Consider the following 15,445-nt stretch of genomic DNA (forward strand, 5'->3'; position numbering starts at 1 on the left):
CCCACGCGCTCACACGTGACCCCGCATCCACGGCCTCACCTGGGGCTTTCCCACAGGCCGGGGAACTCTTCCCCCCCCCAGCCTGTGGACGACGCCGCGCACCCGCCGGACGGGGCAGCCGCTCAGCCGCTCAGCCGCACCGGCATGATCAGGTACTTGTACGCCTCGTCCGCCTCCGCGTCGAGCGCGGCCCGGCCGCTGAGCAGCGCGGGCTTGGTGGAGGTGGTGAAGGACAGCTGCGCCACCGGGGAGTCGATCGCACTCAGGCCGTCCAGCAGGAAGGTCGGGTTGAAGGCGATCGAGATGTCGTCGCCGTCCAGCTGGGCGTCGACCCGTTCCACAGCCTGTGCGTCGTCGCTGGAACCGGCCTCCAGGATCAGCACGCCCTGCTCGAAGCTCAGCCGCACCGGGGTGTTCCGCTCGGCGACCAGGGCGACACGCTTGACCGCCTCCACGAAGGGAGCGGTCTCGATCACCGCGACGGAGTTGAACTCCGTCGGGAACAGCGTGCGGTACTTCGGCAGGTCGCCTTCGAGCAGCCGGGTGGTGGTGCGGCGGCCGGCCCCCTCGAAGCCGATCAGGCCCTCGCCCGCGCCCGAGCTGGACAGCGCCAGGGTGACGCTGTCGCCGCTGGTGAGGGCCTTGGCGGTGTCCAGCAGGGTCTTGGCGGGCACCAGGGCGACGGCGGAGGCCTCCGGGTTCTCCGGCTTCCACAGGAACTCGCGGACGGCGAAGCGGTAGCGGTCGGTGGAGGCCAGGGTGACGGTGTCGCCCTCGATCTCGATGCGCACACCGGTGAGGACGGGCAGTGTGTCGTCCCGGCCTGCCGCGATGGCGACCTGGGAGACGGCGGAGGCGAAGACCTCACCGGGGACGGTGCCGGTCGCGGTGGGCATCTGCGGCAGCGCCGGATACTCCTCCACCGGCAGGGTGTGCAGGGTGAAGCGGGAGGAGCCGCACACCACGGTCGCCCGTACACCGTCTGTGGAGATCTCCACCGGACGGTTGGGCAGCGCCCGGCAGATGTCGGCCAGCAGCCGGCCGGACACCAGGACGGTGCCCTCCTCCTCGACCTCCGCCTCGACGCTGACCCGCGCGGACACCTCGTAGTCGAAGCCCGACAGGCTCAGCTGGCCGTCCTCGGACTTCAGCAGCAGGCCGGCGAGGACAGGCGCCGGCGGACGGGCCGGGAGGCTGCGCGCCGCCCAGGCCACTGCCTCCGCGAGTACGTCGCGTTCCACCCGGATCTTCACCGTAAGCCGCCTCCTGCTGTTGCCGGCGCTTCTCGCCCTGCTTCGCTTCGTCGTCTGTCTCGGTGTCGCGGGCCCCTGGGACGGGAAGGACACCGGGGACCAGTCTGACGCACGGCACTGACAGCTGGTGCCCCTCGGGGTCAAGTCGTGACGAGGCGCGGTCGGGCGCCGGAGGGCGAGTTGTGCACAGCCCCCGCTTCAAAGCGATTCCCGGACTCTCTCTGGTCGGGAGTAGTAGTAGGGCCTGTGGATACCGTGGATAACTTCGTTTTCGCAGGTCAGCGCCGAAATTTTATCCACGGACCCTGTGGGCGGAGGCGGTGGACAACCGGGGCCTTCTGTGGAGAACGGAAAGTTCTGCACACCCCGTGCACAGGAGGGGCCGAGTTCTCCCCAGCGTCGTCCCCAGCTTTACGCGTCTTTCCCACAAGGCAACCGGGCAACGTCGTGTGACGCCTTTCACTCGACCCGGTGGGCGGGTGCGCCGCGTTGCCGAACAGTGGACAGACGTGTGGAGAAGCCGGGGATCATTGGGGACAACCGTCCTCAGCCTGTGGGTTGTCGGTGGAAAACCTTGTGCACAGGGTGTGGACGGAAGAGTTCTCCACAGTCTGTGGAGAACCTTCGTCCACGAATCCACAGGCAGGTGACCTGGTCTGATGGTCCTTCAACAGGGCCTTCTGTGGACACGGTTCGGGACAACTCGGCAGTCCCCAGGGTGTGGACGGAAGAAAGTGGCCGAATCTGTGGAGAGTGGCCGTAACCCGGCCTGAATTCGAACACGGGATGACCCGGCGGAGACGGGAAGGACGTCGCGGGACGCGGTGCGGGGCGCCTGCGCGGGGCCGCCGGAGCGCCGCCGCACGGTCTCCGGGTGGCTCTGCGCAGGCGCCGCCGGGTCCGTCAGAGGCCCCGGCAGAGGGCTCCCGGGCTGGGCGGCCGCGAGTGCCGACGGGCCCGCACCCCGGGGCACCGGGAGGCGGACCTCGGGTCACCGGAACGCCGCGGCACCAGGACGCCGGGGCGACCCTGCGCCGGAGCGTCCGGGCGCCGGAACGGCGGGCCACGGGGAAGCCCGGGCTCCGGCGCGACGGGGCGCAGCCACGCCGAGGCGCCGAGTTGCCGAGGCGCCGTGCCGGGCACCAGGAAGGAGCGGCGCGCCGGCGGACCGCCCGGGGCGGGCCGAGCCGCTGCTCGGCGACCCGGCGACCCGGCGACCCGGCGCCTCGACGGCTCGGGAGACCCGGCGCCGGCCGTCGGCGAGCCAGGGGGCCGAGGTTCTCCCGCGGGCGGCCGGGGGACGCCGGGGGGACGCCGGGGCCCCGTGCGGGAGGTCTGGAGGTCCGGAGGCCCGGAGGCCGCGAGGGGCACGCCTCGTGCCCCGGGGCGTCAGCCGGCCTTGATGCGGTTGGTGAGCTCGGTGACCTGGTTGTAGATCGAGCGCCGCTCGGCCATCAGGTTGCGGATCTTCCGGTCCGCGTGCATGACCGTGGTGTGGTCCCGGCCGCCGAACAGTGCGCCGATCTTCGGCAGGGACAGATCCGTCAGCTCACGGCACAGATACATGGCGATCTGCCGCGCCGTGACCAGCGCCCGCCCGCGCGAGGTGCCGCACAGGTCCTCCACGGTCAGCCCGAAGTAGTCCGCCGTGGCGCTCATGATGGCCGTGGAGGTGATCTCCGGGGCGGAGTCCTCCCCGCCGGGGATGAGATCCTTCAGGACGATCTCGGTCAGGCCCAGGTCCACCGGCTGCCGGTTCAGCGACGCGAACGCCGTCACCCGGATCAGCGCCCCCTCCAGTTCGCGGATGTTCCGCGAGATCCGGGAGGCGATGAACTCCAGCACCTCCGGCGGGGCGTTGAGCTGTTCCTGGACGGCCTTCTTGCGCAGGATCGCGATGCGCGTCTCCAGCTCGGGCGGCTGGACGTCGGTGATCAGGCCCCACTCGAAACGGTTCCGCAGCCGGTCCTCCAGCGTCACCAGCTGCTTGGGCGGCCGGTCGCTGGAGAGCACGATCTGCTTGTTGGCGTTGTGGAGCGTGTTGAAGGTGTGGAAGAACTCCTCCTGCGTCGACTCCTTGTCCGCCAGGAACTGGATGTCGTCCACGAGCAGGATGTCCATCTCGCGGTAGCGCTTGCGGAAGCTGTCGCCCTTGCCGTCGCGGATGGAGTTGATGAACTCGTTGGTGAACTCCTCCGAGCTCACGTACCGCACGCGCGTGCCGGGGTAGAGGCTGCGCGCGTAGTGCCCGATGGCGTGCAGCAGGTGCGTCTTGCCGAGCCCGGACTCCCCGTAGATGAAGAGGGGGTTGTACGCCTTGGCGGGCGCCTCCGCCACGGCCACCGCCGCGGCGTGCGCGAAGCGGTTGGACGCGCCGATCACGAACGTGTCGAAGAGGTACTTGGGGTTCAGGCGTGCCGTGGGCTCCCCCGGACCGCCACCGGGCGCGGTGCGGGTGCCCAGCGGACCGGTGCCGCCCGGACCCGAGCCCGCAGGTCCCCCACCGCGGTGCGCGGCACCGTGTCCCGGGCCCGGGCCCGGGCCCGTGTGGGGCTCGGCCAGCTCGCGGCGGGCGTCGCGCTGCTCGTAGTCCCCACGGTCCCCACGGTCCCCACGGTCCGCACGGTCCGCACGGTCCGCACGGTCCCCGCGGTCCGCACGGTCCCCGCGCCCGCCGCCGTCGAACTCCGGCCGCGACGGGTCGTACGACGGCCGCTCCGGCGGCTGCGGCCGGTAGTCCGCGGCCGCCGAGCCGTAGGAGTCCTGTGCGGAGGGGGAGGCGTACGGGTCGCGGTCGGCGTAGCTGTCGCGCGCCGCGTACGGGTCGCGGTCGGGGAAGCCCAGCCGCGGCTGCTGCCAGCTGTACTCGTCCTGCGCGGGACGCGGCCAGGCGCCCGGCTCGGGGCGCTGGTACTCCGCCGGGTAGGCGGGGCGGGCGGTGGGCAGCTGCTCGCCGGTGCCCGGCAGCGGCTCGGCGCGATGCCGGCCGTAGTGCTCGTGCCGCTCGTACGGGGCGGGCTCCGGCTCGTCGCGGCGCGCGGGCGCCTGGCTGCCCGGCGGCGGGGCGGCCGGCTCGCCCGCGGAGTCGTCGACCGTGATCGCGATGCGGATCGGGCGGCCGCACTCCCGGCTGAGCGTCTCGCTGACGACCGGCGCGAGCCGGCCCTCCAGCACGTTCTTCGCGAACTCGTTCGGTACGGCCAGCAGCGCGGTGTCCGCGACCAGCGCGAGCGGCTGGCAGCGCCGGATCCAGTGCTCGTCCTTGACCTCGACGCCCTGCCCGCGCCCCTCGCCGAGGAGCTGCTCGAGAACGCGCGGCCACACTGCGGCAAGATCGGCAGGTACGTCAGCCACAGGGCACGCTCTCTCACAGGTCCCACGAACGTGTGGTGTGCGGGACGGATCGGGATGTAGGTCGGGGGTGGGGCGGGAGGTACAAACCCGCTGTGCGGGGGACAAGGGAACGAATCGGAGTCCAGCCACGGTAGTCAGCGCGGCCGGTACGGTTCAAGTTGTTGTCCCCAGGCTGTGGACAGTGTCTCCCACCGGTCCCTGGTTTGACCGGATGGCGTAGCCGCGCGTACCGTAACCAGGTCGAGTTGTCGATGGCTGCTGCCGCCTGCCTCCGATGGGCACAGATCGCGTCTAGGTGATCGGAAAGCGGTGCACTCGGGCGTTAACGCGAGCTACTCGTGGGCGCACGGTGACAGCCAGGACGGCACCCCGCCACTACCGATTCTTTCTGGAGCCCCCGAGTGAGCAAGCGCACCTTCCAGCCGAACAACCGTCGTCGCGCGAAGACCCACGGCTTCCGGCTGCGGATGCGGACCCGTGCCGGCCGCGCCGTCCTGGCGTCCCGCCGCAGCAAGGGTCGCGCCCGTCTGTCCGCCTGATCCCGGTCAGGTCATGCCGTCGTGCTGCCCACCGAGAACCGGCTGAGGCGGCGCGAGGACTTCGCGACCGCGGTACGACGAGGACGCCGGGCCGGACGCCCGCTGCTCGTCGTCCACCTTCGAAGCGGTGAAACGGACCCGCACGCGCCTGGGGAGAGCGCTCCTCCGGCCCGTGCGGGTTTCGTCGTGAGCAAGGCCGTGGGCGGCGCCGTCGTCCGCAACAAGGTCAAGCGCAGGCTTCGTCATCTGATGCGTGACCGAGTGGCCCAGCTGCCCCCCGGTAGCCTGGTAGTGATACGAGCGCTGCCCGGTGCGGGCGACGCCGACCATGAACAGCTGGCCCGAGACCTGGACGCCGCCCTGGAGCGGCTCCTGGGAGGGGGCGCGCGATGAAGTACCCGCTGCTGGCACTGATCAAGCTCTACCAGTGGACCGTCAGTCCACTGCTCGGGCCGGTGTGCAAGTACTACCCGTCGTGCTCTCACTACGGCTACACGGCCATCGACCGGCACGGTGCCGTCAAGGGCACGGCGCTGACCGCCTGGCGCATCCTGAGGTGCAACCCGTGGTCGCTGGGCGGTGTGGACCACGTCCCGCCGCGCAAGCGCCCGCGATGGCACGAACTGCTGCGCAACGCCTGGCGCGCACGCAAGGGCGGGCCCTCCGCCGAACCGGCCACCGACGGACCCGCTTCGCCCGGACCGTCCAGCCCGGCCGCCGAGACCCCGTCCCATGTCCAAGGAGCATGATTAGTGGACACGATTGCCAGCCTCTTCAGCTTCATCACGACACCCGTCTCATGGGTCATCGTGCAGTTCCACAGCCTGTACGGTGCGATCTTCGGGCCTGATACGGGCTGGGCCTGGGGCCTGTCCATCGTGTCCCTGGTGATCCTCATCCGGATCTGCCTGATCCCGCTCTTCGTGAAGCAGATCAAGGCCACCCGGGCCATGCAGACGCTCCAGCCCGAGATGAAGAAGATCCAGGAGCGCTACAAGAACGACCGGCAGCGCCAGTCCGAAGAGATGATGAAGCTGTACAAGGAGACGGGCACCAACCCGCTCTCCTCGTGCCTTCCCATCCTGGCCCAGTCCCCGTTCTTCTTCGCCCTGTACCACGTGCTCAACGGCATCGCCAACGGTGACACCATCGGCGTGATCGACGAGCGGCTGCTGGACAGCGCGCAGAAGGCCCACATCTTCGGGGCCCCGCTCGCGGCCAAGTTCACCGACAGCGCGGCCAAGGTGGAGGCGCTCGGCTCCTCCATCACCGACGTCCGCGTCGTCACCGCGGTCATGATCATCCTGATGTCGCTGTCGCAGTTCTACACGCAGCGCCAGCTGATGACGAAGAACGTCGACACCAGCGTGAAGACGCCGTTCATGCAGCAGCAGAAGATGCTGATGTACGTCTTCCCCGTCATCTTCGCCGTCTTCGGCATCAACTTCCCGGTCGGTGTCCTCGTCTACTGGCTGACCACCAACGTGTGGACCATGGGCCAGCAGATGTACGTCATCCACAACAACCCGACCCCGGGTTCCAAGGCCCAGGCCGCCTACCTGGAGCGTCTCCACAAGCACGTCACGCACCACGGCAAGACGCGCAACCGCCGTGAGAGGGCCATCGTCAAGGCCATCGTCGCCAAGGGCCGGGACCGCAACGACTACGAGCGCAAGTTCATCACCGGGCTCGGCAAGGCCGGCCTCGCGGCCCAGGCCGACGGCACCGTGGTGCAGGGCGAGGGCACCGTCGCCACCGTCACCGAGGACGGCCCGACGACGACCACCGCGCCCGCCAAGCGGCAGCAGCCCAAGCGGCAGAGCAAGGCGCAGCGGCAGTCCGGCGGCCAGAAGGCCTCCGACGAGCCCACCTCGCTGGAGAAGTCCGACACGCCCGAGGACTCCGCTCCGGCCGCTCAGAAGAAGGCCGCGGCCAAGCCCGGCGCCGGAACCCGCAGCAAGGCTCAGTCCGGGCAGCGCAAGGGTCCGCAGCGTCCCAAGTCCCCGTCCAAGAAGTAAGAAGGAGCCCATCCCGTGACGGAAGGCACCACCTCCGCCGCTGCCGAGGGTGCAGACACCCTGACCCGCCTGGAGCAGGAGGGCGAGATCGCGGCGGACTACCTTGAGGGTCTGCTGGACATCGCCGATCTCGACGGCGACATCGACATGGACGTCGAGGGCGACCGCGCCTCTGTCTCGATCATCAGCGACGCGAGCAGCCGCGACCTGCAGAAGCTGGTCGGCCGGGACGGCGAGGTACTCGAAGCGCTCCAGGAACTGACGCGCCTGGCCGTGCACCGGGAGACCGGTGACCGCAGCCGGCTGATGCTGGACATCGCGGGCCACCGGGCCGCGAAGCGCACCGAGCTCGCCGAGCTCGGAGCCAAGGCCGCGGCCGAGGCCAGGAACACCGGCTCCCCGGTGAGGCTGAAGCCGATGACTCCGTTCGAGCGCAAGGTCGTGCACGACGCCGTCAAGGCGGCGGGGCTGCGCAGCGAGTCCGAGGGCGAGGAGCCCCAGCGCTTCGTCGTCGTGTTGCCCGCCTGACCGGTCCACACGATCCATCGGCCCCGTCTGCAGCGCAGACGGGGCCCAGTTTTGTCAGCCTGATAGTTCTGATGGTTGTTGTGACGGTGGTGGTGTCGGCGCCGTCGCGCCGATGCGTAAGGAAGGACGGTCCCTCGTGACGGAGGCAGCGGAGCTCCCCCCTGCGCCCGAGCAGGCACGTGAGGTGTTCGGCGCTCGCTTCCCGGACGCGGTCCGGTATGCCGAGCTGCTGGCCGAGGCCGGAGTGCGGCGTGGTCTGATCGGGCCGCGCGAGGTGCCGCGTCTGTGGGAGCGGCACCTGCTGAACTGCGCGGTGCTCTCCGAGGTCGTGCCCGAGGGCGTCACGGTCTGCGACGTCGGTTCCGGCGCCGGCCTCCCGGGGATTCCTCTCGCGCTTGTGCGCGAGGACCTGAAGATCACGCTCCTGGAGCCGCTGCTGCGGCGTACGACCTTCCTGACCGAGGTGGTGGAGCTGCTGGGCCTGGACCATGTCACCGTTGTCCGCGGCCGGGCCGAGGAGGTCATGGGCAAGCTGCCTCCGGTGCATGTGGTCACCGCACGCGCTGTGGCCCCGTTGGACCGCCTGGCCACCTGGGGTGTCCCTCTGCTGCGGCCGTACGGGGAGATGCTCGCGCTCAAGGGAGACACCGCCGAGGAGGAGCTCAGGAGCGCCGCCACGGCACTCAGCAAGCTGGGTGCCGTGGGTACGTCCGTCCTCCAGGTGGGTGAGGGCGTCGTCGACCCGCTGTCCACGGTCGTCCGGGTGGAGGTCGGCGAGAGCCCGGGGGGTGTCCGCTTCGCGGCCAAACGGGCGAAGGCCGCCCGCACGGGCCGGGCACGCCGTCGCCGTTGACGCGTACTCCACATAAGCTGCCAAAGCTGCGCATTACGGAGTGTCGCGACAGTTCGGCCGTCGGTGCTGTGCATCGTGTTTCACGTGAAACGTCGCTCCCTGCTGCACGGCATCATCAGTCGGGGCCGCGCCGCGGCCGAACCTCGCGACCGTAAGCCCCTTGGCTCGCCCGACAGGCGTTCCCGTTCACTCGAACCGGGATCTCAGGTATCCACAGAGGTGGATTTCTCCACAGAAGCCACAGCCTCACTGGTTCACGACCCCGAAGACATGGGAGGCTCTGTTCATTGCGAGCCTGAAGTCGAGGAGAGTGAATCCTTGCGGTCCGACGCCAACATCGCGGGACCGATGACCGATCCGGTCCCTGGTCCCCGTACCGAGTCGCTGGGGGAGGATGTTTCACGTGAAACACCGCCCCCGATGGACGACACTCCCATCGGTCGTGCCGCCCAGCTGGCGGTCGAGGCTCTGGGGCGCGCCGGGGAGGGCCTGCCACGGCCCGAGCAGACCCGGATCATCGTCGTCGCCAACCAGAAGGGCGGGGTCGGCAAGACGACGACGACCGTCAATCTCGCTGCTTCCCTGGCTCTGCACGGTGCCCGGGTCCTCGTGGTCGACCTCGACCCACAGGGCAACGCGTCCACGGCCTTGGGTATCGATCACCACGCCGAGGTCCCGTCGATCTACGACGTTCTGGTCGAGAGCAAGCCGCTCGCTGATGTGGTCCAGCCCGTCCCGGACGTGGAGGGCCTCTTCTGCGCCCCGGCCACGATCGATCTCGCCGGTGCGGAGATCGAGCTGGTCTCGCTGGTGGCCCGGGAGAGCCGGCTGGAGCGGGCCATCCAGGCCTACGAGCAGCCTCTGGACTATGTCCTCATCGACTGTCCGCCCTCGCTGGGACTGCTGACCGTCAATGCCCTCGTCGCGGGCCAGGAGGTTCTCATCCCCATCCAGTGCGAGTACTACGCGCTGGAGGGACTGGGGCAGCTGCTGCGGAACGTCGACCTGGTGCGGGGGCATCTCAACCCAGCCCTGCATGTCTCGACGATCCTGCTCACCATGTACGACGGCCGGACACGCCTGGCGTCGCAGGTCGCCGACGAGGTACGCAACCACTTCGGCGAGGAGGTGCTGCGGACCAGCATCCCCCGCTCGGTGCGCATCTCCGAGGCGCCGAGCTACGGCCAGACGGTACTGACCTACGATCCTGGATCGAGCGGCGCGCTGTCCTATCTTGAAGCCGCACGAGAGATCGCGCTGAAGGGCGTGGGGGTCAGCTACGACCCGACGCGCGCCCACATCGGCGCCCAGAACAACCCGAGCATGGTGGAGGGGATCCAGTGAGCGAGCGACGAAGGGGACTGGGCCGTGGGCTCGCCGCACTGATCCCCGCGGCATCCACGGAGAAGACACCGGCTGCCGACGAAGTGGGGAGTGCCTCGGCCGCGGCCTCCGCACCGGCGCCGGTCCTGCTGACCGAGCGTGGCGTGGCAGCCGCGAAGGTGGCCACTCTGCCGCCTGTTTCACGTGAAACAGAGGACTTCCCGGAACCTGCCCCGGCGGACGCCCCTGCGGCTCCCATCGGCGCCCACTTCGCGGAGATCCCGCTGGACGCCATCACGCCCAACCCGCGGCAGCCGCGCGAGGTGTTCGACGAGGACGCTCTGTACGAACTGATCACCTCCATCAAAGAGGTCGGTCTCCTCCAGCCGGTCGTCGTCCGTCAGGTCGGGACCGGGCGCTATGAGCTCATCATGGGTGAGCGACGCTGGCGGGCGTGCCGTGAGGCGGGCCTGGAGGCCATCCCCGCGATCGTGCGGCACACCGACGACGAGAAGCTTCTCCTGGACGCGCTCCTGGAGAACCTCCACCGGGCTCAGCTGAACCCGCTGGAGGAGGCGGCCGCCTACGATCAGCTGCTGAAGGACTTCAACTGCACCCACGACCAGCTCGCGGACCGTATCGGCCGGTCCCGCCCGCAGGTGTCCAACACCCTGCGGCTGCTGAAGCTGTCACCCACCGTCCAGCGCCGGGTCGCTGCCGGGGTGCTGTCCGCGGGCCATGCCCGGGCTCTGCTGTCCGTGGACGATCCGGAGGAGCAGGACCGGCTCGCTCACCGGATCGTCGCCGAGGGGCTGTCGGTACGGGCGGTCGAGGAGATCGTCACGCTGATGGGGTCGCGGCCGCAGAAGGCACCGCGGGCCAAGGGCCCCCGGGCCGGCACCCGGCTCTCCCCGGCTCTGTCCGATCTCGCGGGCCGTCTGTCGGACCGCTTCGAGACACGGGTGAAGGTCGACCTGGGACAGAAGAAGGGCAAGATCACGGTCGAGTTCGCCTCGGTGGAGGATCTTGAGCGCATCCTCGGCACCCTGGCACCCGGGGAGGGCCCCGTTCTCCAGAAGAGCCTGCTCGACGCAGCCGAGGACGCCGAGGACGCCGAGAACTGAGTTCCGACCGCGTCCGTTCGCGGATGAGCGAGTCGTGTCCGGTGTGTACCGGAACACGGCTCGCTCTTTGCTTTTTGCCGGTATCGAGCGAATCGCTGGGTGGATACGATGCGATCGGGAAAGGCGCATCAACCTGGCATTACCTCTCAGGGGAGGCAGAGGCCGTGCGAACGATGAGCCGGACTGGACTGCTGAGCGCGGGACTTGGCCTGGGCGCCGTCGGCGGGTTTGTGGTCGGCCTGCTCAGAGAACACAGTGCCCTGACGGCCGCTCGTGATGCCGCGGGCGCAGGAAGCGAGGAACAGCCTTCATGGGGCGTCGGCTCGTACCGCTCACCCTGGACAACCTCCAGGACCTTCCACAACGCTGCCGCTCGTGCGTCTTCTGGGAACTCGACCCAGTCAGCGGGGAAACCGCGGTAGGCGCGGGTACGGCGGCGGAGGAGAAGGAGGCATGGCTCTCCGCGGTTCTGTTGGACTGGGGGTCCTGTGGAAGAGTCGTGTACGTCGACAACGTCCCCGTCGGCTTCGTCCTCTACGCGCCCCCGGCCTACGTTCCCCGCTCGGCGGCGTTCCCCACGAGCCCGGTCTCGCCCGACGCCGTCCAGTTGATGACGGGCTTCATCCTGCCCGGCTACCAGAGGCAGGGGCTCGGCAGAGTGATGGTGCAGACCGTGGCCAAAGATCTGCTGCGGCGCGGCTTTCGGGCGATCGAGGTGTTCGGGGATGCGCGGTGGAAACGGCCCGGCTGTCTGCTGCCCGCCGAACACCTCCTCGCCGTCGGCTTCAAGACGGTCCGCCCGCACCCCGTCCATCCGCGGCTGAGGCTGGAACTGCGCACCACGCTCTCCTGGAAGGAAGACGTCGAGATGGCGCTGGACCGGCTGCTGGGCGTGGTGCAGAAGGAGCCGGTGCTGCGGCCCCTGTGACAGCGTGCCGCATACCGCCGTGCACACACGGAGAGGGCCGGCCCTTCTGGGGCCGGCCCTCTCCGTGTTTCACGTGAAACGTCGACGCGTCTCGGACGAACGGCGTCACTCGGCGATGAAGTCCTCGAGGTCGCGCAGGATGGCGGCCTTCGGCTTGGCGCCGACGATGGTCTTGGCGACCTCACCGTCGTGGTAGACGTTCAGGGTCGGGATGGACATGACGCCGTACTTGGCAGCGGTGGCCGGGTTCTCGTCGATGTTCAGCTTGACGATCTCGATCTTGTCGCCGTGCTCGGCGGCGATCGCCTCCAGGGACGGGGCGATCTGGCGGCACGGTCCGCACCAGGCGGCCCAGAAGTCCACCAGAACGGGCTTGTCGCTCTTGAGGACATCCGTCTCGAAGGAGTCGTCGGTCACGTTCTTCAGGGTGCCGGCCACGTGGGGCTCCTTAAGTGGTTGTGCGTGGGGTGGGGAAGGGTGAGTGTCAGACGGTCGCGGGCTCGGCCTCGTCCTCGTCCGCGAGGGCGGCGAGGAACCGCTCGGCGTCGAGGGCGGCGGAGCAGCCGGTGCCGGCGGCGGTGATCGCCTGGCGGTAGGTGTGGTCGACGACGTCGCCGGCACCGAAGACACCGGTCGCGTTCGTCCGCGTCGACGGAGCGGCCACCTTCAGGTAGCCCTCCTCGTCCAGGTCCAGCTGGCCCTTGAACAGCTCGGTGCGCGGGTCGTGGCCGATCGCGATGAACAGACCGGTCACCGGAAGCTCGGAGAGCTCTCCGGTCTTCAGATGGCGCAGCTTGAGACCGGAAAGCTTCGGGTCGCCCTGGATCTCGGCGACCTCGCTGTCCCAGACGAACTTGATCTTCGGGTCGGCGAACGCCCGGTCCTGCATGGCCTTGGAGGCACGCAGGGTGTCACGGCGGTGGACGATGGTCACGGACCTGGCGAAGCGCGAGAGGAAGGTGGCCTCCTCCATCGCGGTGTCGCCGCCGCCGATCACGGCGATGTCCTGGTCCTTGAAGAAGAAGCCGTCACAGGTGGCGCACCAGGAGACACCCCGGCCGGAGAGCGCGTCCTCGTTGGGCAGGCCCAGCTTGCGGTGCTGGGAGCCCGTGGCGACGATGACGGCCTTGGCCCGGTGGACCGTGCCCGCGGTGTCGGTGACCGTCTTGATCTCCCCGGTCAGGTCGACCGTCACGATGTCGTCCGGAACCAGCTCGGCGCCGAAGCGCTCCGCCTGGCCCCGCATGTTGTCCATGAGCTCCGGACCCATGATGCCGTCCTGGAAGCCTGGGAAGTTCTCCACCTCGGTGGTGTTCATCAGCGCGCCGCCCGCGGTGACGGCACCCTCGAACACCAGGGGCTTCAGCGACGCGCGCGCGGTGTAGAGCGCCGCCGTGTAGCCGGCGGGCCCGGAGCCGATGATGATCACGTTACGGACGTCGCTCACGGCTTGATTCCTCGTCTCTGGACTGCGTCGTTCGACCGGGGCAGCTTCTCTCGGAAGTCTCACCCCACCCAACGGATCCTAAGGGGCGCGCATTCCCGCTGTGTCCGGGCACACGAAGGAGCGGCCCACGCGTGCTGCAGGCGACCGGGTGAGGCCCGGCAGCACACCTGACTCAGGGGCGAGGAGCCTCATGGACGCGGGTAGGTGTCCTTCAGCAGGACCTCGGCCTTGTCCGCGGAATCCTGAGCCACGCATTCCGCGGACACCACGTAGGCAGTGACCCGGCTGTTGTCCGTGGGATCGGGCAGGACGACGAGCCACACCGGTCGACCGCTGTAGACACCCTCCTCGGTGGCGAGCGCCGGTTCCGTGCGGCCGAGGCCCTGGCGCACACAGGCGGGAACCGCCATCCCCCGGAGCACCTGCGGATCGTCCTGGGGAGCGGCATTCTCGACTCCGAGGCGCGGGGTGCGCGAACCGCTGCTCGCGCTCTCCTCGGTGCCCAGAAGACCGTCCACTGTCCGCTCCAGGGTCCCCGCGGCGAAGGTGTCCGCCATGGCGGCACGCTCCCCCCGCTCCGGTGAGCCGGCCGGCGAGTCGCCGCGCCATGAGGAGACCAGCAAGGAGCCGACCCCGACGGCGACGGCGGCGGTGAGGGCCGTACCCAGCAAGGCGACCCTGCGTCTGCTGGAGCGGGTCACTGTGCGGCCGGGGCCCGTCGTGGCCCGGGGACGGCCGGCGGGGCGGTCGGGCGGAGCCGGTGTTTCACGTGAAACATGGCCGGCGCCGTGCGGCGAGGGCGCACCACTCCCCGCGACGCCGGCACGGGCCGCGGCAGGAGGGCCGGACAGGGACCGCGTGGCCGACGACGGGGAGGAAGCTGCGGCCGGCCCGTCCGCGACGGGTGGTCCGGGAGGCTCGGCGTTCCGGTCCGTCTCCTCGGGCGCCGCAGCCCCGGCCGCCTCGGTGACCGTGGCCGCCTCGGCTGCGTGTCCGGTGTCGAGCGGGGCTTCCTGCGAGGCTTCGTGGACTCCCCCATCGGGCGCTGCGACGGGCCCGGAAGCCGAGTGCCCGGCTCCTGCCGTCGAGGCGAGCAGGGCCTCCGCCGCGAGAGCGGCGTCGATACGGCCGGCCACGTCCGCGGGCATCCGTGACGGGCCCGGCAGAGTGCCGAGCAGGTCTCTGATCTCCTCCAGAGACGCGTAGACGTCCGAGCACAGGGCACACGTGCCCAGGTGGCGCCGTACGACGGTGCTCCGGGACGGTGGGAGCAGCCCCTCGCCGAAGTCGGAGAGCTCGGCGACGTCCGGGTGCCCGGCCGTGTCCGTCGTGGAAGTCACGCTCGCCCACCTCCGCCCTTCACTGTGGCTGAGTCGCTCGGTCCGGGAGTACGCCGGCCGGCCGATCGCGGTCCCGCTGCCGGTGGGACGGATGTCCCGTGCGTCCGGTTCCGCTCCTCGCCCGGTGTTGCGCCGTCCGTGGGGTGCCCGGGCTTCAGATGGGTGAGCAGCGGCAGCAGCCTGGCTCTGCCGCGCGCGCACCGGCTCTTCACCGTTCCGGTCGGCACATCGAGGATGCGGGCGGCTTCGGCGACGGGATAGCCCTGCATGTCCACCAGGACGAGGGCGGCCCGCTGATCGTGCGGCAGCGTACTCAGCGCCTCGATGAGCTGCCGGTGGAGGTCGTTGCGCTCCGCGGGTGCCGAAGCCGACTCGTGCGGCTCCAGCAGCTGCTCCAGGCGCTCGGTGTCGTCGACCGGGGCCGTCCTGCGCGAGGTGGCCTTGCGGACCCGGTCGAGGCAGGCGTTCACCGTGATCCGGTGCAGCCAGGTCGTGACCGCGGACTTCCCCCGGAAGGTGTGCGCGGCCCGGTACGCCGAGACGAGCGCGTCCTGCACGGCGTCGGCGGCCTCCTCCCGGTCCCCCAGCGTCCGCAGCGCCACGGCCCACAGCCGGTCGCGATGGCGCCGCACGAGTTCGCCGAAGGCGTCGGGGTCACCGGCGACGTGCCGGGCCAGCAGGGCCTCGTCGGTCTCCTCCGCCCCGTCCGGTGGCACCTGCCGCTCGCTGCGCACGCCC

At 70.1% G+C, this 15,445-nt stretch carries 15 protein-coding genes; 9 read left to right on the plus strand and 6 right to left on the minus strand.

The features are described 5' to 3' along the window. Positions 1-122: 122 nt before the first annotated feature. Complete coding sequence (dnaN, locus tag AC5K6T_RS23025; RefSeq protein WP_493211780.1) at positions 123-1,253, minus strand: DNA polymerase III subunit beta; 1,131 nt, start codon at positions 1,251-1,253, stop codon at positions 123-125. 1,389 nt (positions 1,254-2,642) lie between these two features. Beyond that, positions 2,643-4,607: a chromosomal replication initiator protein DnaA gene (dnaA, locus tag AC5K6T_RS23030; RefSeq protein ID WP_493211782.1), complete on the minus strand. Its 1,965-nt coding sequence runs from the start codon at positions 4,605-4,607 to the stop codon at positions 2,643-2,645. A 401-nt stretch (positions 4,608-5,008) separates the two neighbouring features. Between dnaA and rpmH the strand changes: the two genes are divergently transcribed. The 9 genes from rpmH (at position 5,009) to AC5K6T_RS23075 (ending at position 11,920) form a co-directional block, all read left to right on the plus strand. Next, positions 5,009-5,146 (plus strand): 50S ribosomal protein L34, encoded by a 138-nt coding sequence (rpmH, locus tag AC5K6T_RS23035; RefSeq protein ID WP_016644655.1) that lies wholly within the window; start codon positions 5,009-5,011, stop codon positions 5,144-5,146. A 21-nt stretch (positions 5,147-5,167) separates the two neighbouring features. Then, a complete protein-coding gene (gene rnpA / locus AC5K6T_RS23040; protein WP_493211784.1) occupies positions 5,168-5,539 on the plus strand; it encodes a ribonuclease P protein component in 372 nt (123 codons plus the stop codon). After that, positions 5,536-5,895 (plus strand): membrane protein insertion efficiency factor YidD, encoded by a 360-nt coding sequence (gene yidD, locus AC5K6T_RS23045; protein WP_493211785.1) that lies wholly within the window; start codon positions 5,536-5,538, stop codon positions 5,893-5,895. Before rnpA ends, yidD begins: the two co-directional genes overlap by 4 nt. A gap of 3 nt (positions 5,896-5,898) precedes the next feature. Then, a complete protein-coding gene (gene yidC, locus AC5K6T_RS23050; protein ID WP_493211787.1) occupies positions 5,899-7,164 on the plus strand; it encodes a membrane protein insertase YidC in 1,266 nt (421 codons plus the stop codon). A 15-nt stretch (positions 7,165-7,179) separates the two neighbouring features. Further along, positions 7,180-7,692 carry a Jag family protein gene (locus tag AC5K6T_RS23055; RefSeq protein ID WP_493211789.1) on the plus strand — a complete coding sequence of 171 codons (513 nt, stop codon included), beginning with the start codon at positions 7,180-7,182 and terminating at the stop codon, positions 7,690-7,692. Positions 7,693-7,828: 136 nt separating this feature from the next. Further along, positions 7,829-8,545, plus strand: a complete 717-nt coding sequence (gene rsmG, locus AC5K6T_RS23060) for a 16S rRNA (guanine(527)-N(7))-methyltransferase RsmG (RefSeq protein ID WP_493211791.1) — start codon at positions 7,829-7,831, stop codon at positions 8,543-8,545. A 270-nt stretch (positions 8,546-8,815) separates the two neighbouring features. Beyond that, positions 8,816-9,889 carry a ParA family protein gene (locus AC5K6T_RS23065; RefSeq protein WP_493212192.1) on the plus strand — a complete coding sequence of 358 codons (1,074 nt, stop codon included), beginning with the start codon at positions 8,816-8,818 and terminating at the stop codon, positions 9,887-9,889. Continuing rightward, a complete protein-coding gene (locus AC5K6T_RS23070) occupies positions 9,886-10,992 on the plus strand; it encodes a ParB/RepB/Spo0J family partition protein (protein ID WP_493211793.1) in 1,107 nt (368 codons plus the stop codon). The genes AC5K6T_RS23065 and AC5K6T_RS23070 overlap by 4 nt, the downstream gene beginning before the upstream one ends. 310 nt (positions 10,993-11,302) lie before the next feature. Then, positions 11,303-11,920, plus strand: a complete 618-nt coding sequence (locus tag AC5K6T_RS23075) for a GNAT family N-acetyltransferase (RefSeq protein ID WP_493211794.1) — start codon at positions 11,303-11,305, stop codon at positions 11,918-11,920. 105 nt (positions 11,921-12,025) lie between these two features. On the opposite strand, the gene trxA is transcribed toward AC5K6T_RS23075, so the two are convergent. The 4 genes from trxA to sigM all read right to left on the minus strand — a co-directional run bounded on the left by trxA (position 12,026) and on the right by sigM (position 15,441). After that, positions 12,026-12,358, minus strand: a complete 333-nt coding sequence (trxA, locus tag AC5K6T_RS23080; RefSeq protein ID WP_493211796.1) for a thioredoxin — start codon at positions 12,356-12,358, stop codon at positions 12,026-12,028. 46 nt (positions 12,359-12,404) lie between these two features. Further along, the gene (gene trxB / locus AC5K6T_RS23085) at positions 12,405-13,367 is read right to left on the minus strand and encodes a thioredoxin-disulfide reductase (RefSeq protein ID WP_493211797.1); all 963 of its coding nucleotides are present in this window, start codon (positions 13,365-13,367) and stop codon (positions 12,405-12,407) included. 188 nt (positions 13,368-13,555) lie between these two features. Next, positions 13,556-14,707, minus strand: coding sequence for an RsmA family anti-sigma factor (locus tag AC5K6T_RS23090; protein ID WP_493211798.1), 1,152 nt, complete (start codon positions 14,705-14,707; stop codon positions 13,556-13,558). Then, complete coding sequence (sigM, locus tag AC5K6T_RS23095; protein WP_493211800.1) at positions 14,704-15,441, minus strand: RNA polymerase sigma factor SigM; 738 nt, start codon at positions 15,439-15,441, stop codon at positions 14,704-14,706. Before sigM ends, AC5K6T_RS23090 begins: the two co-directional genes overlap by 4 nt. Positions 15,442-15,445: the final 4 nt, after the last annotated feature.

It is taken from the genome of Streptomyces sp. B8-7, from assembly GCF_058833805.1.

What these genes read in the sequence shown, in the direction of transcription:
- AC5K6T_RS23075 (WP_493211794.1), top strand. Translation starts at nt 11,303, where the DNA reads ATGGGGCGTCGGCTCGTACCGCTCACCCTGGACAACCTCCAGGACCTT.
- yidD (WP_493211785.1), top strand. Translation starts at nt 5,536, where the DNA reads ATGAAGTACCCGCTGCTGGCACTGATCAAGCTCTACCAGTGGACCGTC.
- AC5K6T_RS23065 (WP_493212192.1), top strand. Translation starts at nt 8,816, where the DNA reads ATGGGAGGCTCTGTTCATTGCGAGCCTGAAGTCGAGGAGAGTGAATCC.